At 62.5% G+C, this 20,678-nt stretch carries 17 protein-coding genes; 9 read left to right on the top strand and 8 right to left on the bottom strand.

Annotated features, from left to right (window positions below; translation table 11 throughout):
* The 9 genes from P1T08_15430 to brxL form a co-directional block, all read left to right on the top strand.
* Positions 1-526, top strand: a 526-nt coding sequence (locus tag P1T08_15430) for an integrase core domain-containing protein (GenBank protein MDF1597469.1), incomplete at its 5' end; no start/stop codon positions are given.
* 57 nt (positions 527-583) lie between these two features.
* Positions 584-1,198 (top strand): hypothetical protein, encoded by a 615-nt coding sequence (locus P1T08_15435; protein MDF1597470.1) that lies wholly within the window; start codon positions 584-586, stop codon positions 1,196-1,198.
* Positions 1,199-1,228: 30 nt separating this feature from the next.
* Positions 1,229-1,756 (top strand): BrxE family protein, encoded by a 528-nt coding sequence (locus P1T08_15440; GenBank protein MDF1597471.1) that lies wholly within the window; start codon positions 1,229-1,231, stop codon positions 1,754-1,756.
* Entirely contained in the window at positions 1,753-2,502 is a 750-nt protein-coding gene (locus tag P1T08_15445) for a DUF1819 family protein (GenBank protein ID MDF1597472.1), read from the top strand. The genes P1T08_15440 and P1T08_15445 overlap by 4 nt, the downstream gene beginning before the upstream one ends.
* Positions 2,489-3,076: a DUF1788 domain-containing protein gene (locus tag P1T08_15450; GenBank protein ID MDF1597473.1), complete on the top strand. Its 588-nt coding sequence runs from the start codon at positions 2,489-2,491 to the stop codon at positions 3,074-3,076. The genes P1T08_15445 and P1T08_15450 overlap by 14 nt, the downstream gene beginning before the upstream one ends.
* A complete protein-coding gene (gene brxC / locus P1T08_15455; GenBank protein MDF1597474.1) occupies positions 3,073-6,573 on the top strand; it encodes a BREX system P-loop protein BrxC in 3,501 nt (1,166 codons plus the stop codon). The genes P1T08_15450 and brxC overlap by 4 nt, the downstream gene beginning before the upstream one ends.
* Entirely contained in the window at positions 6,570-10,316 is a 3,747-nt protein-coding gene (locus P1T08_15460; GenBank protein MDF1597475.1) for a hypothetical protein, read from the top strand. The genes brxC and P1T08_15460 overlap by 4 nt, the downstream gene beginning before the upstream one ends.
* Entirely contained in the window at positions 10,313-12,799 is a 2,487-nt protein-coding gene (locus P1T08_15465) for a PglZ domain-containing protein (protein MDF1597476.1), read from the top strand. Before P1T08_15460 ends, P1T08_15465 begins: the two co-directional genes overlap by 4 nt.
* The gene (gene brxL / locus P1T08_15470) at positions 12,789-14,798 is read left to right on the top strand and encodes a protease Lon-related BREX system protein BrxL (GenBank protein MDF1597477.1); all 2,010 of its coding nucleotides are present in this window, start codon (positions 12,789-12,791) and stop codon (positions 14,796-14,798) included. Before P1T08_15465 ends, brxL begins: the two co-directional genes overlap by 11 nt.
* A gap of 14 nt (positions 14,799-14,812) precedes the next feature.
* On the opposite strand, the gene P1T08_15475 is transcribed toward brxL, so the two are convergent.
* The 8 genes from P1T08_15475 to P1T08_15510 form a co-directional block, all read right to left on the bottom strand.
* Entirely contained in the window at positions 14,813-15,331 is a 519-nt protein-coding gene (locus P1T08_15475; protein ID MDF1597478.1) for a hypothetical protein, read from the bottom strand.
* A gap of 66 nt (positions 15,332-15,397) precedes the next feature.
* Positions 15,398-16,159 carry a hypothetical protein gene (locus P1T08_15480; GenBank protein MDF1597479.1) on the bottom strand — a complete coding sequence of 254 codons (762 nt, stop codon included), beginning with the start codon at positions 16,157-16,159 and terminating at the stop codon, positions 15,398-15,400.
* Between the two features lie 7 nt (positions 16,160-16,166).
* Complete coding sequence (locus tag P1T08_15485; GenBank protein ID MDF1597480.1) at positions 16,167-16,430, bottom strand: hypothetical protein; 264 nt, start codon at positions 16,428-16,430, stop codon at positions 16,167-16,169.
* Between the two features lie 84 nt (positions 16,431-16,514).
* Entirely contained in the window at positions 16,515-18,197 is a 1,683-nt protein-coding gene (locus P1T08_15490) for a type IV secretory system conjugative DNA transfer family protein (GenBank protein ID MDF1597481.1), read from the bottom strand.
* A complete protein-coding gene (locus P1T08_15495; protein MDF1597482.1) occupies positions 18,194-18,670 on the bottom strand; it encodes a hypothetical protein in 477 nt (158 codons plus the stop codon). The genes P1T08_15490 and P1T08_15495 overlap by 4 nt, the downstream gene beginning before the upstream one ends.
* On the bottom strand, positions 18,667-18,984 hold the full coding sequence (locus P1T08_15500; GenBank protein MDF1597483.1) for a hypothetical protein: 318 nt from the start codon (positions 18,982-18,984) through the stop codon (positions 18,667-18,669). Before P1T08_15500 ends, P1T08_15495 begins: the two co-directional genes overlap by 4 nt.
* Before the next feature lie 13 nt (positions 18,985-18,997).
* Complete coding sequence (locus tag P1T08_15505) at positions 18,998-20,200, bottom strand: peptidoglycan DD-metalloendopeptidase family protein (GenBank protein ID MDF1597484.1); 1,203 nt, start codon at positions 20,198-20,200, stop codon at positions 18,998-19,000.
* The coding region (locus tag P1T08_15510; protein ID MDF1597485.1) for a hypothetical protein at positions 20,197-20,678 on the bottom strand (482 nt) is incomplete at its 5' end. The genes P1T08_15510 and P1T08_15505, both read right to left, overlap by 4 nt.

Consider the following 20,678-nt stretch of genomic DNA (forward strand, 5'->3'; position numbering starts at 1 on the left):
ACTACGCTCAACTGACCACTACCGGATGACTTGGAAACCAAACAACCGAGTCTCCATCAAACCCAGGGCGGTTCAGTGTTTCATCACCGACGCGTTCAGTCGCAAGATCGTTGGATGGCGAGTCGCCTCACACATGCGCACCCAGATGGTGCTCGACGCACTCGAGATGGCCCGCTGGTCCCGAGGCAGCCGACTCGAAGGACTGGTGACGCATTCCGACGCCGGCTCTCAATTCACCAGCGTTCGTTACGGGGAACGCCTCGCTGAACTCGGAGCGTTACCCTCGATCGGATCAGTCGGTGACTCCTATGACAACGCCCTCGCCGAGACGATCAACGGGCTATACAAGACCGAGCTGATCCGCGGCCCCGACCAAGGACCCTGGCGAACGGTCGAGGAAGTCGAACTAGCCACCTTGGGCTGGGTGCATTGGTACAACACCGAGCGGCTCCACGGCTACCTCGGCGATATCCCACCCGACGAACACGAGGAGGCCCACTACGCTCAACTAGCCACCACAGGGTAAGCAAGGAAACCAAACAAAACGGTCTCCATCAAACCCAGGGCGACTCACTACGTCACCATGAGCCGAGGCCGGGAAGCAAACACGATCTACCTCACCGATCCAGACCTCAACGAGAGCGAATGCACGCACCTAACCCACCAACACCCCGACCGGCTGCCCGCCCTTGTCACGGCCCTCGGTCGCACGGCCACGGAGCCGGCGGCTTCTGACACTGGACGGGGACCTAGGACCATCACAGACGGACAACTGAACGAGCGCCTGGCCGCCCTGGAGGCACAACTTGAATTGAGAGCCACCGAGCCCCGCGACGGCCGGGACGACCTTCTTGCCGACTACATCGCTCTCCACGGGGAGGCTCGCGCCCGACATCGAGACCGGCTCGACGCCATCGCATACGAGCCACCTGACTGGATCGTCGATGTCATCGGCGAGCGGCCCGCCGAAACAGATCGTCGAGCCGCCTGGGACGCGATAGCCGATCGGGCAGTTCGCTACCGGACCGAGAACCGGGTTCCGGATGATGCTCCCGGTCTCTTGGGACCAGGGCCGAGCAGTGGCGAAATCGAGCGACGCGTGGATTGGCTGGCGGCCCGCCGAGAGTTGAAGCGGAGTCTGCCTGCGCTGCAGGATCCTGGTTACGGAGAAAGAGGCCACGAGGTGGCGGTCTTCTAGTATCGGTTGGGACCAGCGGCGAGTGGAGACGTGACAATAACTACGAATGAAGATCAGATCGCGTCGATCCTGTCGGTTGTCCGTCTCGGAGACCTGGACCATCGGGGTTGGTGGCGCTCGCATGGTCTCGATGAAACCGGTTCGTTCCTGCTATCCCGTTCTTTCAAACGAACTTGGGCGGCGACGGCAATGGAGCTCTCGATGGTGTCCGCTCGAGCCCGTCACGAAGAAGCTCTCGGGCGCAAGGACGCTATTCATCTCTTCTCCGACGAGATTCCCTTCTACCGGTTGGTCCATTCTTGGCTTCTGGAACAGAAGCTCGAGGACGACCTCACGCCATTCGAACCGTTCCAGACCGCCACCACAGACCAGCTCCTCGACCGACTTCCGGACGGGCCACAGGTCGAGCGCCGCGGGTCCGGGTTGTTCCTCGGCACCATCTCCCGATCCGACGTCGAGGACGCCGACCGTCTCGACGAGGTGCTGGCCGGCCTTATCGGGGCCTACCGCACCATCAACGCCGAGTTCCTTGCCCCCTACTTCGACCTCACCGCATGACTGAGTTCACCACTCGCATCATCAAAGGTGGGGCGCTTCTCGCCGAGACTCGGCGCCTACTCGAGGTATGGGACGAGTCGGAGCCAACCGATGCCAACCTCGACCGCATACGCACCCTGAACCTCCTCGGACTGCCGTCCCGTAAGCGGACCGAGGACACCCTCCAGATACTCCGCCAGCGCTTCGTTGACCCAGCGCAGCCGCTCCTTTCGACCCTTCGCATGATCAGTCGGGACAGCTCGGCCTTCCGCGATACGTGCTACTTCGAGGCGACCCGAAACGACGACCTTCTCGCTTTTGTAGCTGAGAATGTCCTGTTCGACTGGTGGGAACAGGGTCGCAGCAGCGTCACCACCGACCAACTTGAGCGCACGCTTCTCGACATCACTCCCGACCCGGATCTCAAGGCATGGGGTGATGCCACTCGCCGGCGTGTCGTCCATGGCCTCCTGTCGGCTCTTCGTGACTTCGGCGTCTTGAAAGGAAGGGCAAACAAGCATCTGGCCCCACCACACCTGACCATTGCCGGATTCGCCTACGTCACCGCCCGATTGCGGCACGAGGACGTCGCAGACATACCCACGACCCACGTGTGGCGGCGATGGCTTCTGGACGAGCATCGCGTCCGCGCACTGTTCCTTGAGGCCGACCGAATAGGACTCCTCCGATACTCCGAAGCGGGCTCGGTCACGCGGCTCGACTGGATCCACAATGAACTGGAGGAGATCGTCCGTGTCGCTGTCTAGGCCGCTTCAGGAGATCCGCGACGACGTCATCCGCTTCGTTGAGCGATCCAACACAACCGAAGTTCCACCGTACTTCGTCTATGTGTACGACCCAAAGGACGAGTATCCCGTCCGACGGGATATGGCCGATCTGAAGCTGGCCTTCGAAGCGAACGACATTCGGTGCGCCTCTATCTCGCTAGCCGACCTCTTCTGGGAGGCCATCGACGCCTCGGGTGATTATGACGCCATCGTGGGTGAGGAGCTTGCCCGGCCAGATGACCCGAAGGCCCTCGACGACATCCACCAAACCATTAACGAGATCCTCCGAGACGAACCCAGCCTGTCGCAGAGGGTCAGGCAGAGAATGGAATCCTTTCCGGCTCGCTCGGTGGCGTTCCTGTATCGCGCAGGAGCTCTGTATCCCGCATACCGAACGTCTTCGCTATTGGAGGATCTTCGGGAACGCCTGTTGGTCCCGGTGGTGCTCATGTACCCGGGACATGTGGTCGGAGGCGTTGGCCTGAGTTTCATGGGAAAGTGCGAGCCAGCCCACGGCTACCGAGCCAAGATCGTGCAGAGGAGTGGCGTGTGATCATCAAGGAGATCTTCAAGAACGACCTGTCCCGGAGGATCAAGGAGGTCATCAAAGTCGACGACCCCGATCTCGGGACCGTCGCCGAGGAAATCGAGGACTACTGGGTCACAAACCACATCGAAGGTGAGTTCATCAAGGTCCTCGACGTGTACCAGGACACCATCCTGAACCCGTCCGAGGAAGTCAACGTCTGGGTCTCGGGGTTCTTCGGGTCAGGCAAGTCATCGTTCGCCAAAGTCCTCGGGTACATCCTCGCCAACCCCACCCTGGGGACCAGCACAGCCGCCGAGCTCTTCACTCAACAGCTCAAGGGCGACAGCGTCACAGCGTTGCTGAACACCATCCACGATCGAGCTCCAGCCCTATCGGTTTTCGTCGACCTTTCAGCGGGAACCCAGGTTCTGAAAGAGGGCGAGAGCATCATCCTCCCGCTCTATCGCGAATTGTTGTCCCTACTCGGCTACTCCCGTGAACCACGGCTCGCCGAACTCGAGTTCACGCTGGAGGAGGATGACGATCTCGCGGAGTTCGAACGGCTCTTTGAAGAGGCCAATGATGGGAAGGTATGGAAAGACCGCCGTCACCGCGCCCTGGCCGCCAACGAGGCCTCTGCTGCAATGCATCTGCTGCGCCCCACGGTCTACAACCAGCCCGACAGTTGGGCCCGTGGGAGTCAGCAATACCCGGAACTAACCGCCAATGCGTTCGCTCAACGGGCCCTCGAACTGCTCGAACGCCGTCGTCCCGGATGGAAGCGGGTCGTCTTCATCGTCGACGAGGTGGGGCAGTACGTGGCCACCGATGTACATCGCATGCTCGACCTGCAAGGCATCGCCCAGGCGTTCCAGAAGCAAGACGGACGGTTGTGGCTCGTAGCCACTTCGCAAGAAGCGCTCGAAGAGGTGGTGTCGGCGCTGGGTGGAAAGCGAGTCGAACTCGCCCGGGTCCAGGACAGGTTCCCAATTCGGGTCGACCTCGCCACGAGCGATATCGAAGAAGTGGTGAGCCATCGGGTTCTTTCAAAGACCGCCGATGGCAAGGCCGTCGTGAGGAAGATCTACGACGACTACGCCAATCAGCTCCTCGCCAACGTGACCCTGGACTCATCGGCACTCGGCCGGGAATTCACCGGTGACGAGTTCGTGCAGTTCTACCCGCTTCTCCCATACCAGATCGAGCTGTTCATCCGAGCGGTGTCCGCTCACCGCGCCAGAGGGGGCGCAGGCCCCATGTTCGGAGGTACCAACCGAACCCTCATCCGGCTGGCTCAACAGCTCATCATCAACCAGCAAACAAACCTGGGCTCTCGTGACGTCGGTGACCTGGCGACAGCGGCCATGGCATACGACCTGCTCGAAGGGATTATCCCGGACGCCTGGCGATTTGAGATCGACCAGACGACGGAACGCCACGGGACAAAGTCGCTGGCACCAGCAGTAGCCAAAGCGGTGGCCCTCCTGTCGGATGTTCCCCAAGTCCACCTCCGCCGACCGAATCTCGCGGTCCTCCTCCACCCTGCGGTGGCCGCGGAGTCCCTCGATCCAGAGGTCGGCGACGCCCTTCAGCACCTCACAGACGACGAGACTCTCCGGGAGACCGACGAGGGATTCCGGCTCCAATCCCCGGAAGAAAAGGACTGGGAAAAGCGGCGGCGATCGCTTGGGCTCAAGACCGGACAGTTCCGTCGGATCGTGCGGGAGCGACTCGCAGATCTGCTCTCGGGGGTCACTGCCTCGGCGTCCCGCGAATTCAAGCTGGGCCTCCTCTTCGACGAGGAGCGAATCACCGACGGCGATATTCACGTGCGAATCCTGGAGGGTGGCGCCGACCAGACGGACCGAGCGGTACGACTGTCCCGCGAAACCGCCCACGAATCGGACCTGTTCGTGGTGTTCGAGCGGTCAGACAAGACGTGGCGTACCGCCGAAGAGCTGTATCGATCTCGAGAAATGATCAGAGAGACGGAAACCCGCGCCCGAACGGGCGAAGAAACCGGCTTACTCCACGAAGAACGAAAGCGCGCCGACCGACTCCAACACGATCTCGACCGTGCCCTAGGTGCCGACCTTCTCGACGGCCACGTTGTCTTCCAAGGCGTCGAGGAGTCCTTCTCCGGATCTGACATCAGGTCGGCGTTGTCGACTGCTGTTGCCGAGCGGGTGGCGAAGATCTATCCGCACCTCAGCGATTGGGCCGCCCCGATCAAACGAACATACGCCCTGTCAATCCTGAAAGATGACGACCTCAGCGGGCTTCCAGCCTCTCTCGGCGAAGACGGGCTAGGCATCGTTAGAGCTACGCCGAGCGGGCACGAGATCGCTAAAGACGCTCCGGCAATTGCCGCATTCCTCCAGGAAGTCGATAAGCGGCGCAGCTACGGCCAAGAGGCATCGGGCCGCTACTTGGAGTCCCATTTCGGTAACCCCCCCTACGGCGGCGACGTAGACATGGTGATGATCGTGGCGGCTGCCGCGATGCGGTCTGGGGAGGTCGAGATTACATCTGACGGTGCAAGACTGCGGTCGCACACAGACGCCAGGCTAGAGAAGGTGTTCTCGTCGCTGCCGAAGTTCAGGTCGGCGGCGTTCCTTCCGCGCGAGGAACGGGTTGATGCCGCCGCCAAGACCAGGGTCGCTCGCCTCTTGGACGAACTGACGGGGGACCGGACCCCAATCGCTACCGACCAGCTAGCCCGCGCAATTGTTGAGGGGCTTGCCGCGGATCGTGAGCGGGTTGGCCGGCTTGCGGCCATGCTTCAAGGTGCCGGGCTCCTGGTACCGGAGAGCATTCAGTCCGCGCATCGGGTTTTGGCACGGTCGACCACCGAAGGCGATGAAGATCGGATCGGCTCGATCGATGGCGCAAGAGCTGATATCAAGGACGGGATTCTCGCCGCTCGCAGGCTCGACGATCTCTTCGGGGAGGATGATCGCTTTTCGCTCCTCAGATCTGCCAGGCAAATCGTCTCCTCGCCGCCGCTGGAGCTCTCGGAATCCGGTCGAGAGCGTCTCGAAGCGGTGCGGGCGGTACTTAACGCGGCCGACTACGCCGACAGCTTCGCCGACCTGCGAAGCGCAGTCGAAGGGATCGATGAGGAACAGCGCGAAGCCTGGCAGAGCTCACAGCGGGCGCTTGGAGAGCGTTACGAACAAGCTCGAATCGAGGCAGTTGTTGTTGTGAGACAGCTCCCCGAGCCAGATCAGGAGGAGCTCCTTCGCCGGCTCGATGATTTCAAGCCACATCCAGACTGGCGTTTCGAGACTGGACCCAGCATCGACCGCTTGCGTGCCCTCGCGGCGAGCCTGCCGAACGAGGTTGACAAGATTAGGTGGGAGGCCGGCAGATCGACCGGCGTCGAGGTCATCCAGGCAAGAGCCCGCCAGCTTTATCCGAACACGGTCACGTCCGAGGAGGAGCTCGACGCTCTGCTCAGCTCCATTCGCGGGGCAGGCGAGTCGGCCCTCGGTGATGGCAAATACTTCCAACTCTCATGACGGTCTCAGCTGAACAGCGCTCAGGGTTGGCGCGGGCAGTCTCCCGCCTGAGGAACGTCTTCGAGGAGGACTTCGCCAACCTGGCCGAGGGGAAGTTCGGCATCTACCTGTCAGGGCGCCGGGCGGGGGAGGTCGACGCCATCGATGCATTGAGCCTCTCTGCTCACGACGTTGCGGCCCGAAGCGAGTTAGTCGGCGTGATCGGCTATTTGCTTGGCGAAGGATTGGGTGCGGCCGCGGCAGTGGAGCGAATGCTGCGCGAGGCGGTCTTCACAACGGTGAACCGCCTATTGGCGATCCGGGTGGCAGAGGCGATCGGGGTGCTTCCCCCGTCGCTGGCCTCCGGTACCACATCGCAGGGGTTCGTGGAGGCCTTGGAGGGGTTCCCACTGCTTCGTGAGGCTGATGACTCGGGAGGCTATTGGACCTACCTTCAGATCTGCGGCGATGAGCTGTCGCATGCGGTACCAAGGCTCTTCGATCGCCGCAATCCCTTATCGTCGCTAGTGCCATCGGCCGATGTACTAGAGAGGGCAGTGACGACTCTATCGGACCCGGACTTGGCCGACATGTGGGTCGAGCCGGACGCGCTGGGATGGGCGTATCAGTTCTTCAACACCCAAGAGGAGCGAGTCGAGGCCAAAAGCCAAGATCATCCGCATGCTCTGGCTGTTCGAACCCAGTTCTTCACTCCTGGCTACGTGGTCGACTTCCTAGTTCAGAACACGCTGGGTCGGAGACTCCGCGAGTCCGGATTCGGTATGGAGTTGCCGCTGCTCATTGGCGACATACAGACTGGCAACCCCGTCTTGGAGCTAGCGGACGTTGCTGTCTTGGACCCGGCCGTGGGGTCGGCGCATTTCCTTCTTGGCGCGTACGAGATCTTGGAACGCGCCTGGCGCGAGATGGGTGTTTCTTCCACGGATGCCGCGCCGAAGATCCTTGGGTCTCTATATGGAATCGAGATTGACAATCGGGCGGCACAGGTCGCCCAGGCCGTGTTGTACTTGAGAGCCCGGCAGTCCGCCCCCGATGGCCGTCTAGATGCTCCAGCCATCGTCACTGCGCGACCACTACCGAAAGATCCGGCTGTCCGATCATTGGTGATGGCGGACGTATCCTCGGCAGTTCGCGACATCGTTATGGGTCTCGATGCCCTGCTCGAACAAGCCCCTGTGCTCGGCTCACTCCTCAAGCCAGAGGAGTACCTTCGGAGCGCGATCGGAGAACGTGTGAAGCGGCCTCAGTTGGGAGACGCTGTACCCAAGAGCTATGAAGAGGCTGAGGCGTCCGTCCTTGAAGCCGTGTCGAGGATCGCTAGCGATTCGGCCTCAACCACGGCTGAGCGGCTGTTCGCCGCAGACGCCCACGATGCTTTGCGCTTTGCAGAGCTGTGCGCACGCCGATACGACGCGATAGTGATGAATCCGCCATTCGGAGAGTGCCTGTCGGCCGCGACTCGTTGGCTCAAGCAGACATATGGCAGTCATGCAACAGAGCTGTATTCCGCCTTTGCGCAGCGAGGTATCGAGCTGGCCAACTCTCATGGTTACGTTGGAACGATCGCGGCTCGTCCGGGGTTCTTCTTGAAGTCATTCGAGAAGTGGCGATCGGATGTTGTGATACCTCGGCTGGTTGCAGCAGCCGACTTCGGATACGGAGCGGTGGAGGCGGCTGTCGTCGAGATTACTGCTTTCGTATCAGCTGGCATGGCCGCCGAGCGCACCGCAGCATTCTGGAGACTTCTAAATGAACGCGACAAAGAAGCTGCGATGGGGCACCCTGAGAGTGCGGATCTTTTTCGCGTTCACTCGTCCGACTTCTTGAAGATACCCGGCATTCCGCTCGCTTACTGGGTGAGTCCCACGTTGCGAGAACTATTTGAACGTCCGCGACTCGGAGACGGCGCCGACGTTCAGCACGGGGCTTCCAGCAAGGACGATTTCCGATTCCTCCGACTTTGGTGGGAAGTCCCGGCGCGAGCTGTCGGCAAAGAGAATCGATGGGTTCCGTTTGCCAAAGGTGGCGAATACGCTCCCTACTTTGCTGATCTTCATTTGCTTATCGACTGGGAGGATGACGCGCGCAGGATCGCGGCTTCGGTCACCTCAAAGTATCCATATCTCAAGGGTGATCCGGAGTGGGTTCTTCACAGGGCCAGTCGCCATTTCGAACCGGGACTCACATACACTCGATTCACCACATCGGATTTTGGTCCAAGGGTGCTGCCGGCTGGAGCCGTGTTCTCGGATCAGGGATTCGGGGTGTTCGCGTCAGGCGGTGGTGAAGCCAACTACGGATTGCTCGGATACCTGAATACAAGGCTCGTTCGGTATCTACTGGATCTGCAGCTCGCGGCGGGTGAGGGTACGCAGGCCGGAACCCCGGGTCGCAAATACGAGATCAGCAAAGTGCAAGTGCTGCCATACTTCTCTTGTGAGGGGTTGACGAGCAGTGTGCAGTCTTTGGTGCGGTATCACCAGAGCGAGTTCCTCGCCGATGAGACCTCTCACCTCTTCCTCTCGCCGCGCGCGCTGGTCAACCTAGGCAAAGATCTGTCAGCGGTGGAGGCCATACAGTTGGCCTACGGTATCGAGATTGCAACTATGAATGGCCTCGGTCTCGATGAGGCTGCTGTGTCAGATCTCGTGATTGAGCGCGGACTGCATCCGGCGGAGTATCCGGCCCGTTCGCCGGGTGAGATGCAGGACCTCCGAACCTTGTGGAAGATGCCCATCGCTCACTTAGCGAGTGAGGCGGTCAAGCGAGCGGGCGGCGCTCGGCATCTGGCAGTTCAGTCCTATTGGGTCGACCGTAGGCTTGAGCTGCTGTCGCACGTGCTTGAAGCACATCCCGAATCGATAGTCGCTGCGGCCGAAGAAATGAACCTTCCGGTACGGCCGACAGAGCCGCGGTTGGACATTTCCTACTGTCTTGGGCTGAGCCTCGGTCGGTGGGATCTCCGGCATTGGGATGATGGCAGACCCTCAAACGCGCTACCGGATCCGTTCGATCCGTTACCCGTGTGCTCTCCTGGAATGCTGACGGATGATGACGGGTTGCCTTCGCGCACGCAACCAGAAGGCTATCCGTTGGCGTTACCGCCGGATCGGATACTGGTTGACGACCCTGATCAGGCTTGGGACGTGGTGCACGCCGTCGAGACTGTCGCCGAGATCCTGTTCCGCGATGCGGATCGCGAACTGAGAAGGGCGATGGAGCCTCTGAAAGCCAGGGATCTGCGGTCCCTGTTCCGGTCGAGGTTCTTCATGGAGCACGTGACGTTGTATTCGAAGTCGAGGCGAAAGGCACCGATCTATTGGTACCTGTCCGTGCCGTCGAGAGAGTGGGGTCTTTGGGTATATGCGCCTTGGCTGTCGCGCGAACAGTTGTTCGCCATCGCCCGCCACGCTCAGGACAAGCTTCGCCGGCTCTCGGACGAGGCCGCGCAACTTCGTCGTGACGTCGAGGCCCGGGGCCGAGATGTCCGGGAGCGCCTTGAGCTAGTGGACGATCTCCATCGGGAGGTGAAGGTGTTCCAGGAGCGAGCGGAAGCCGTGGCACAGTCAGGGTGGGAACCGGATCTGAACGATGGGATCATTCTCAACGCAGCACCATTGGAGGATCTCTTCGCAGACCCCAAGTGGCGCAAGGACGTTGCCGAACACAGGAAGAAGATGGAGAAGGGTGAATACCCCTGGGCGACGGTTCAGCGGGACTACTTCGATCGGCTGAAGGCATGAGTGTTCTCCGCAACAACGTGGCCGACAGCCTTGCGAAGAAAGTCTCGGCTTATGGCGTCGTGGTGTGGGATGACCCGGAGGGTTCCTATGTGGATGAGGCGCCGTCTCTCGTTCGAGAGGATGTCGGGTTCGCGGCGTACGCAGGCAGCTGGTATCGGCTTCGCCGTGAGATTGAAGACTCCATGGGAGGGTCCGAGCTCCCGCGACTCGTTGTCTACGTTCCTGTCGAACCGCCGGCCGAGGATCCGTTGGCAGAGGTCCGCGCTGCCACCGGCCTCGATCGGTCATTCAAACTGCTCCTCGGTACTGCCCTCCGACAGTCACTGGAAGGTCAGCTCACCATCGAGCGGATCGAGGAGGTTGCCCGCTCGGCTCGGACACTGACCGAGGCCGAAGAGATTCTCGAACAGGGCGGTGGGGGGCCAGTCTTGCTCACCAAGCGCTTTGGCACTGCCGAGCCCGTGGAGATCATGCTTCGTATTGCGTGCAGCGGCGCAGGCGACGTCTTCTCCGATGACGCATTCCGGACCGAGGTTGACCGCTTCCTTGAGCAGCAGCTGGGTGGTCAGTTCGGCGGCACTGGGGACCTGGGTACAGCCATCGCTCAACGTCTCGTTGCTGCCGAACTCGTCCGGTCGGGAGTAGCGACGGGAGCGGCCGCGGCTACTCCGGGCCAGGTCGATCGGGCGATCGAGGTGCTGCGGCGATGGCAGGCAGATCGGCAGCGCTTGTCGGATCTTCGGAGTCGCATGGAGGGTGCGCTTGAAGGCCTGGATCTCGATGCCCTCGGGTGGGTACCGGAGCTGGCTCAGCTTGACAGCAGCCCCGCTCTCGATGAACTCGCTTTAGCGCACTACCTGAATCTGTACACAGCGGGCGACTACGACCAGGCGGCAGCGCTTGCCGCAGTTCGGCGGTCTTCGTTCTGGGCGAAATGGGACGCGGACTTGCCGTGGCAGTCTCGATGGGAGATCGCCCATGCGGCTTCACAGCTTCAGGCGCTCTGTCTGGACTCAAACGCCACAGGCGCCAAGCCGGAATCGGTTCTCGCTGACTACGAAGCAACGACATGGCAGGTGGATGCCGAGCATCGTCGTCTTGAGCTTGGCATGACCCGTCTTGATGAGCTGGGTGATTTGGAGCAACCCATGCAGGCGGCCCGGATTGCCTATGAGGGATGGCTAGATCAGTACCTTCGCTCCTTCACGGCAGGCGTTGCTGCCCGCGGGCTGGCGAACGGCTCCCTTCTACGACAAGGCGAGGTGCATGATCGACTCGTCGAGCCGTATGTCCGGAAGGGCAGCCAGGTCGCCTACTTCTTCGTGGATGCCTTGCGGTACGAGTTGGGTCGTGAGCTCGCCGCCAGTTTGCAGCGCGCCTTCGGGGAGGATGCGGTTCGGGTTGAGGGGGCTCTCGGGGCCGCTCCGTCGATCACGCTGGTGGGTATGGCCAACCTCTGTCCCAACGCCCACACTGCGCTCCGTCTGGAACTCGATGGTCGTGAGAAGCTCATGGTGTCTATTGACGGGTCTCCTGTGATGACGCCGCCGGAGCGTCTGTCGCTGCTCCAAGCGGCCCACGGCCACGTGGTCGACATCGTTCTCGACGACCTTGTCACCCAGGGTGAAAGTGACCTCAAGGAGAGGATCAATGGTGCCAAGGTCGTGATGGTGCGGTCGACCGAGTTCGATGAGGCGGGGGAAGCAGGCAAGCTCGCCGTTGCTCACACTTCGTTTCCCATCATCGTTGAGCACCTGCGGCGCGCCGTTGCCAAGCTGTCGCTCGCCGGCGTCACCCGCTTCGTCATCTCCTCCGACCATGGGTTTCTGATCCTCAGCCGGGATGTAGGGCAGCATCGGATCATCCCGAAACCTGGCGGGAAGGGTGAGGTGCACCGTCGGGTCTTCATCGGTACAGGTGGAGCTGCGGGCGACGAACTAATCCGAGTGCCCCTTTCGGCGGTCGGCATTCCGGGAGACCTGGACCTACTTGTCCCGCGGGGCCTTGGGCTGATATCGGCAGGCGGCGCCCGTGGGTTCTTCCACGGGGGCATTTCACCCCAGGAGATGCTCGTGCCGGTGATTACCGTCGAGCTCGAAGCCGCGGCAGGCACCGAACCGCTCACGGTCGAGGTCGCTATCTCCGGGAAGGTCACCTCGCGTATCTTCACCGGCAAGCTGTTCCTGAAGTCGGGTCTCTTCTCCGTTGAGCCGATAGATGTCAGTGTGAATGCGGTGCGAATATCAGATGGGGCCGAGATCGCCAAGTTGGTGGCCGCCGGCGGTGCCGAGGTGGCTGAGGGTGTTGTGCGCCTCGCCCCAGACTCGGAGGCATTGGTGTCGTTCCAGGTCATTGCCGACCTCGACAAGGGGGATAAAGTCGAACTGCGGGTTATGGATGTGAAGACAGACCGGCGCATCGGCCGTTCCAAGCCCGCACCTGTGGCTGCTCCGGTATTGGTGGAGGCCGATCTTGACGCTTGACGCACTTGACTCCAAAGCCAACGAGGCCTTCCCGGGCCGTGTGGTCCGCAAGGACCTGGTTCGACGGGTGAAGGTTGGCGCCAATGTGCCCGTCTATGTCCTGGAGTACCTGCTGGGCAAGTACTGCGCCACCGACGATCCGGCTGCTATCGAGGTGGGCCTCAGCGTCGTAAACCAGACCTTGACCGAGAACTTCGTCTGGCCCGATCAGTCCCAGACCGCACAGGCAGATCTGAAGCGCAAGGGCTCTCACAGGATCATCGACCGGATCTCGGTGCGATTCGTCGAGACGGAAGGCAAGTTCTGGGCCGAGTTCGCCAACTTTGGCAGCAAATATGTCCACGTACCAGAGGACATCGTCTATAAGTACCGGCGTCTCCTGGAAGGTGGGATTTGGGCGCAGGCAGATCTGGTCTACAACGAGACGGAGGACGTCGGCCAGAAGTCCCATCCTTTCTTTATCGAGTCGCTGAAGCCGATTCAGGTCGCCGCGTTCTCGCAGGAGGAGTATCGCGAGGGTCGCAAGGCGTTTGGCCGTGATGAGTGGGTGGACCTTCTGGTGCGATCGGTCGGCCTGGAACCTGGGAAGTACGACTTCCGAAAGAAGCTCCTCATCCTCTTGCGGCTTGTCCCCATGGCCGAACGCAATTACAACCTCGTGGAGCTTGGACCCCGCGGGACTGGGAAGTCGTTCGTCTACCGAGAGACATCTCCGAACGCCATCCTCATCTCAGGTGGCAAGACGTCGGTTCCACAGCTCTTCGTCCATCTTGGAACGGGTCGGCTCGGCCTGGTTGGGCTGTGGGATGTGGTGGCATTCGACGAGGTTGCGGGGATGCAGTTTGGTGACTCCTCGGTGGTGCAAATGCTCAAGGACTACATGGAGTCTGGGTCGTTCGCACGCGGTAAGGAAGAGCTTCCTGCTGACGCGTCGATAGTGCTGCTTGGGAACATTGATCTACCAGCAGAGACACTGGTCAAGACCAGTCACCTCTTCGCGGACCTCCCCAACGCTATGATTGATGCGGCGTTCATCGACCGATTGCACTACTACCTCCCGGGCTGGGATGTGCCGAAAATGGAGCCGGATTCCTTCACAAGCCACTACGGGTTTGTGTCGGATTACCTGTCCGAAGCACTGCGAGATTCGAGGCGTTTCAGCTTCGCCGACGCTGTTGGGCATGAGTTCGCCTTCGGTCCTCATCTGAACGCACGTGATGACCGCGCTGTGCGTAAGACGTTGTCCGGCCTTCTCAAGATCCTGCATCCCGATGGTGAGTGGACAAGGTCCGAGCTACGCGAATATGTCGAATTCGCGATGGAAGGTCGGCGCCGGGTCAAGGAGCAGCTCAAGAAGCTGGCGCCTCATGAGTACGCCAAAACGTCGTTCTCCTATGTCGATCGCGATTCGATGATCGAATCGTGGGTCGGAGTCCCCGAGCAGCCAGAGGATGTTGAGGAGGAGATTGAGGAGCAGGCAGGTCCAGTCGAGCCAGAGGAGGCTCCAACGCCGGGCTCGATGCAGGACCTCATCGCAACCGGCGAGAGCAGGACCCTCGAGTTCAAGCGGACGGCTCGCTGGAACGAGTTCATCAAGGACAAGGATCGCGAGCTCGAGCACGCGGTGGTGAAGAGTATCGCTGGGTTCATGAACGGCCATGGCGGAACGCTGCTCATCGGAGTCGACGATCTGGGACATCCAACCGGTCTCGACGAGGACCTCAAGGTCACGCCCCGCAAGGACCTCGATGGCTTTGAGAATTGGCTCACGACTCTTGTCGAGAGCTCCATCGGCGGTGCCGCGACCGCCAACGCCTCCATCGACTTCCCATCGGTCAACGGCACCACGATCTGCCGCGTGGTTGCCCGCGCAAGTGGATCGCCTGTCTACGTCAAGATGAAAGACGACGACTGGTTCTACGTCCGCCTCGGCAATTCCACCAGAAGACTCAGCACCCGCGAGGCGGTCGACTACATCGCCCAAAAGTGGGGAAGCTGATTCTCGGCGGCGAGTCAGACGGGGAGTGACACCGAGGTTGGAAGAGGCTCCGAGACTGGAATGTCGAGGAGATCGGCCAGCGACATTGCGGCATACACACTTCTCGGGTGTGGATTGCGCCGGCGATTCCATGGAGGCCGCGCTTGGTCGATGAGCGTTTCATGCGTGACGTCCTCGGGATCAGCATCCGGCATCGACAGGCAGATGAGCCGAACTCTGCCGCCACCTTGGACGTATCCAAGGATGTCGGAGTTGATGCGGAGCGATGTCCATTGCGTCTTGCCGGGTGTTGCCCGCTTGTAGGCGGTGATCCGGCGATAGAGATGGCTGGTCTGGTTGCTGGTGGCCTTCCCGACGTAGAGGACTTTGTGGTCGTCGCTCGTCCACAGGTAGATACCCCGAGTAAAGGGTGGACCGCCACCTCGGGCCCACGAGAGCCGGCAGTAGTCCGAGCTATTGAGATGGTTGATCACGGGCGTCCCGTCATGCTCGACCTCGATCGAGATTCCGACTTCGACGACTTCTGCTTCCATCGCCTCCATTCTCGCTGCGAGCCAACGGCTGGTCTTGATTGAAGCTCGCGAGTCGCCGCGACGTCACTATTGGACTACGGCCCACCCCGACGCGTCAGCCCGCCAGAGGTGGACGCCTTCTCGATCCTCGGCCGCTACCCACACGACGTCGACGTCGTCCAGCGGAGGTGCTGAATCGGGTAGGGGCCCATCGGTTACTTGAATCCAAGTGGGTGTTGAGTGGAACTCGATCCAAAGAAACAGGTGGCGTTCGCCGGGTCCACTCGTGATCTTCGCTCGATTCTCACCGACATGATGCGTGACGGCCTCGTTCAGGTGATCGGCGCCCGTCCAAGTTTGGATGCCGGGCGTGCCGAAGTAGATGTACCCGCCGGGCTCGTCCCGCCTGTAGCCCGACGCGACGCCGTGGTCCCTGAGGGCACTCACCTCGGGTCGCTCTTCATCCAAGGAGTCGGGGAAGAGCTCCAGACCGAGCGCATCGATAGCGGCGGTCAGTTCCGCGATGGCGTCAAGATCGAGCTTCATCGGCACGACACCCTCGATCAGATCCAACTGCCAGGAGAGATCAATGAGGGATGTGTAGAACACCCAGCCTTTGGTCTTCAGCTGCGCCTCTTGTGCTCTCCAGTCCTGGTTGGTCTCTCGGGTTACTTCGAGGATCCCGTGATGCGATCCTTCCCGCTCGATGCAGAAGTCCGGGCCGCCGCTCCGGTCGGTCTGGACGAGCCGGGCGTTGGTGTGTCGGGCAACCAGGACCCGCGCGTCGTGCTCCTCTGGGCTGGGCAGCGAGAGATCAGTTGGAGGGCAGGCGTGTCCCGCGGAAGTCATCTTTCCCCTACCAGTCGCCGGCTCGAACGCGGGGATCCATGAGGATCCCGTAGATGTACGACGGGGCGGAGAGGTCTTGAACCACGACGGTGTTCTCGAGCGGTACTCGCTCAAGTGCCTTCTCGATTGCCGTCCGGCTGATCATGCGGTTTGTCGCCTCCAGGTAGATGGTTCGCCCTCGTGCTTCGTAAGTGAATGGCTTCCCTCGAAGCTGGTGAAACGTGTGCCCCGAATGATTGACGATTCGGCGCCAAACAGCATCAGTATTCATCTCGTCACTCCGCGTCAGTTAGTGCGTGTGCTGACATTCTCCCACCTAACACGTCCGCGGCGCTCAGCTACACCGCTCGGATATTCATGTTCTCAGACGGAGGCGGGTCGAGTCGGTGCGGTCGGGAGCTCGAAATGGCCGCAGCTTGAGCTGCGCCGGGTGGAAGTTGCCATAGACGAGCACGCCGCTTCCAGTGGCGGCACGTCGGAGGTCGGACGCGGGGGCAAGGGGCCGATGGCGAACAGATTCGGTGACGCTCTCTCGTCCGTCGGCGTTGCGGCTTCGGGACTCTTCGACTGCGGCCTCGTCGCCGATGAGGCGGCTGAAGTAGTCCAGGGTGGGGGTGTCGGACACGCCTGCGAGCACGACCTTGGCTCGGTGGTTGTTGATGACGGTTTGGGCGAAGGTGCCGTAGCGGGCCTGGATCTGTGCGAAGTCTTGCCAGACGGTGACGAGTTGGATGCCGACGCCTCGGGCGGTGGAGGCGATCTGGGCCAGGTCGGGAAGTGGCGCGATGTTGGCGGCCTCGTCGATTACGAGGAGTAGCGGCTTGGTGAGACGGTCGGATGTTCTGTTGGCTCGGTCGTAGATGCGGGCGACGGTTTGTTCGATAAGGGCGGTGAAGAGGGGTCGGAGTCGAGCCTGTTCGTGGAGTGGCCCGCAAATGTAGAGGGTGTGGTTGCCGCCGTCGAGGAGTCGGTCAGGGTCGATGGCGGGTTGGCGGGTGGTGGTGTTGAGGACGCCGGGGTCGGCGAAGGCGGCGAGGACGGTTTCGGCGGTGGTGTAGGCGGAGGAGCGGGTGCGTTCTTCTCGGTTGACCGAAGCAGCGAAGGCTTGGATGGCGTCGAGTTCTTGGGCGTGTTGGAGGGCGCGCAGTGGCTCTTCTTGGTCTTGGAGGTCGACCCAGCGCATGACGTCGGCCATGGTGGCGCCGTTGCGGGAGGCGGCGAACAGCAGTGGGGCGAGGAGTTTCTGGGCGACGGCGTACCAGAAGTCGGAGTCTTGAAGTCCACCGCGTTCCCCAGCCCGGGCTGTGGAGGCGAGCCAGGCGGCCATCCGCAGGGCACCCTGCCAGTCGCCGGACGTGTTGAGGGGTGACCATCCGGCGGAGGGTTCGGCGGTGGAGCTGACCGGGTCGAAGACCCAGGTTTCGCCGACGGTGCGGCGGTGGGCAATTGTGTGTTCGAGGAGGTCGCCCTTGACGGAGGTGGCGATGACGGGTCCGTCCCATTCGAGGAGGGCGGGGATGGCGAACCCGGTGGTCTTGCCGGTGCCGGCGGGGCCGATGACGGCGACGGAGTGCTGGGCTTCGGTGGCGACGAGTCTCCGGTCGACGGTGCCGAGGGTGAGCCGTCCGGGTTGGGGGCGGCGGACGAGGAGCGGTTTCAGGTCTCGTGGTTTCGCCCATCGGGCCGTGTCGCCCTCGGCGGAGTGCCCGTGCTGGTGGTGCCATCGCCATCCGACCGCCACCGCGGCGAGGATGACGATGCCGAGGATGGTGAGGATCGCGTAGTAGGCGGTCGGGCCGGGAACGAGCGTCGCGGCCTGAGGCGGCCAGGCGTCACCGGGTCGTGCAGGGTCGGCTGCGAGTTGCCACAGGATCAGCGGGCTGTCCCAGAGGGGGACCGGTAGCCAGGCCCCGGCCCAGATGCGGGCGGCAATCTGGCCTGCGGTCCACACGGCGACGCAGCATGTGACGAACACCGCGGCGGCGACGGTGAGGACCTGCTCACCCTCGGGGCTGTGCTGGGAGGCGGGTTCGGTCATCGCTCGACACCCGCGCCGGGTGAGGGGCGGTCGAGCGACCGGCCGGATCTCTGTCGTTCGTGCAGTGAGGCTTCGAGCAGGGGGGTTTGGCAGGCTCCGCAGCGGCAGGCCCTCGGACTCGGCTGGGTCCAGCCATCGGGCCAGTAGGGGATGGTCGTGACACAGGACGGGCAGAGGGCGTAGCTGCCGAGGACCGGGATGAGCGTGTACTCGTCGTCGGCGGGGACCTGGGTGTTGCAGAAGTCGCAGATCCACAGGCCGTTGTCTTGCGGGATGCTGGTGATCACGACCACGCCGTGGCGTTCCATCTCGGCTCGGATGCCCGCTTCGGCGGCGACCCGTCGCCGGTAGGCCTCGGGGTGGGCGACGGGTCGGATAATGAACCGGAGGTCGTCCCGACAGCGTCCGCACAGACCCTCGGGCGTGAGCTGTGTCTCGTCGTCACAGCTCACGCAGACGTCAGGACCGGTCATCGTCCCATCCCCCGTCCGGTTTCTCGCTGGCGCTCGGGGTCTCTGGTCAGTTGGGCGAACAGCAGCAGGCCTGCGGTCCGGTCGTCGTCGGCCAGCCGGTCCCACTGGTCAAGAAGGTCATGGGCGACGGCGACGAGGGGATCGGAGGACCGGTTGAGGGCCTCGCGTATGGCATGCCGCTGGCGTTCGTCGAGGTGGGCCACCGATCCGTTCGGGTTCCGGTCGGGGTCGGCGAGGGCGCTGATGGCGGTTCCGAGCCTTTGGTTGGTGAGGATCTCGCTTGGATCTGTGGGAGTGTGGTGGTCGGGTGTCATGTGGTGGCTCCTTTCAGTGGGTGCAACCGGATGTGGGTGCGGCGATGGGGCTGAGTGCGATGCCGTTCCACCAGGCTTCGAGGAGGGGTTGTGGGCAGATGAGTGCACCGTCGGGGTTGCGGATCTGGAAGTGGAGATGAGGAGCCTTGGAGTTGCCGGTGTTCCCCGAGGCCATGATCAGCTCCCCGGCGGTCACGTCGTCTCCGGCTTGGGTGAAGGTTTGGGTGCCGTGGCAGTAGGTGTAGCGGTGGTTGTCGTGGCCGGTGATGGTGACACCGAAGCCGCATTTGCAGGTGGGACACGGTGTGTAGAGGTTGGTGACGGTGCCGGGGTGGGCGGCGTAGACGGGTGTTCCTTCTGGGACGGTGAGGTCGGTGGCGGGGTAGTCGTGGTGACTGCGGCGGATCTGGGCGAGGGTGACCGTATCGATGGGGAGGGGGAAGGCGTAGAGGCCATCGGCGGTGACGGCTCCCTGGGTGAATCGAAAGGACCGGTAGTAGTCGATCCACCCGGTGACGGCGGTGACGTATACGGCCGAATTGTTGTATCGGAGGAGCGCTCCGGCGAGGTCGTCGGGGTTGGTGTAGTCGCCGGGGGCGGTGAGACAGAGGTGGGCGACGGTGGCGAGCGCGGCGTCGAACACGTTCTGCGGATCCTTGGTGCCGTCGGCGTTGCCGTCCTGTCCGAGGGCACGCCAGGACCCGGGGAGGAACTGTGCGGGACCGACGGCCCGGTCCCAGGTCGGGTCGCCGTCGAGGACCCCACCATCGGTGTCGGGGATCTGTTCGGAGCCGGGGGTCGAGCCGTCGAGGGTGATCCCGTAGAGGGGAGGGGTGACGATGCCGTCGGGAGTGACGGTGCGGCCGCGGTAGGTGGCGTGGTTGGATTCGACCTTCCAGATGCCGGCGATGATCGGCCAATCAACTTTGCAGTCCGCTGCGATGCTGGAGACGTTTGCCTCGGCGGCGACGTAGGCGGAGAACACCACTGGCGGGATGCCGAGCGCCCCGCCCGCAGCGGCTGCGGGACTTCCGGCGACTACGGCTGCTACACCGAGGGCGACCAGGAGGAGGATCAGCGCTACGGGCGCGGTGACGATCCCGACGGCGATGATCACGTGTTTGAGTCCGAGATTCGTGCGCCGCTCGGCGGCCTTCTCGGCGAGCTTGGCCTTGGCGAGCTGAGTCGCGGCCTTGGCGACGACGTGCCAGCTCACGCTGAGGCCCTCCGCTGCGCCTGGCGCCACGCGGCGGCTGGCAACGCCGGGCCCTGACGTTGTTTGCTGAGGGGCCGGGCGGGGATGTCGGCTGTGGTTTGTCTGACGGTGTGTGTGACGCCGAGGCCGGTGAGTCCTCCCGCCTGGTAGGGGCGGATCCAGGTGGCACCGTGCGCTCCACCGATCTGGCCGCCTTCGAGACGTTGGAGGGTGGAGTCGGCGAAACGGGCTGAGATGTCGAGGAGCTGGCGGCGGCCCACCGCCATGACGGCCATGAAGAAGATCACCAGCAGGAACCGGGTCCACAGGCCACCGGCGACGTCAAGGAGCCCGTTGAGGCCGGTGACCAACATGGCGAGGAAGACACCCATCACGACCACCAGTGCGACGACACGCACGAGGGCCGCTACCCAGTGCCACAGCAGGCTCCGCCCCGCTCCCGGGAACAGTCCGGCGTAGAGGGCGATGGGGAGCAGCG

This window comes from Acidimicrobiia bacterium (genome assembly GCA_029210695.1).
Lineage (GTDB): Bacteria > Actinomycetota > Acidimicrobiia > Spongiisociales > JAHEDJ01 > JAHEDJ01.

What these genes read in the sequence shown, in the direction of transcription:
- P1T08_15435 (MDF1597470.1), top strand. Translation starts at nt 584, where the DNA reads ATGAGCCGAGGCCGGGAAGCAAACACGATCTACCTCACCGATCCAGAC.
- P1T08_15445 (MDF1597472.1), top strand. Translation starts at nt 1,753, where the DNA reads ATGACTGAGTTCACCACTCGCATCATCAAAGGTGGGGCGCTTCTCGCC.
- P1T08_15460 (MDF1597475.1), top strand. Translation starts at nt 6,570, where the DNA reads ATGACGGTCTCAGCTGAACAGCGCTCAGGGTTGGCGCGGGCAGTCTCC.
- P1T08_15465 (MDF1597476.1), top strand. Translation starts at nt 10,313, where the DNA reads ATGAGTGTTCTCCGCAACAACGTGGCCGACAGCCTTGCGAAGAAAGTC.
- P1T08_15475 (MDF1597478.1), bottom strand. Translation starts at nt 15,331, where the DNA reads ATGGAAGCAGAAGTCGTCGAAGTCGGAATCTCGATCGAGGTCGAGCAT.
- P1T08_15480 (MDF1597479.1), bottom strand. Translation starts at nt 16,159, where the DNA reads ATGACTTCCGCGGGACACGCCTGCCCTCCAACTGATCTCTCGCTGCCC.
- P1T08_15485 (MDF1597480.1), bottom strand. Translation starts at nt 16,430, where the DNA reads ATGAATACTGATGCTGTTTGGCGCCGAATCGTCAATCATTCGGGGCAC.
- P1T08_15490 (MDF1597481.1), bottom strand. Translation starts at nt 18,197, where the DNA reads ATGACCGAACCCGCCTCCCAGCACAGCCCCGAGGGTGAGCAGGTCCTC.
- P1T08_15495 (MDF1597482.1), bottom strand. Translation starts at nt 18,670, where the DNA reads ATGACCGGTCCTGACGTCTGCGTGAGCTGTGACGACGAGACACAGCTC.
- P1T08_15500 (MDF1597483.1), bottom strand. Translation starts at nt 18,984, where the DNA reads ATGACACCCGACCACCACACTCCCACAGATCCAAGCGAGATCCTCACC.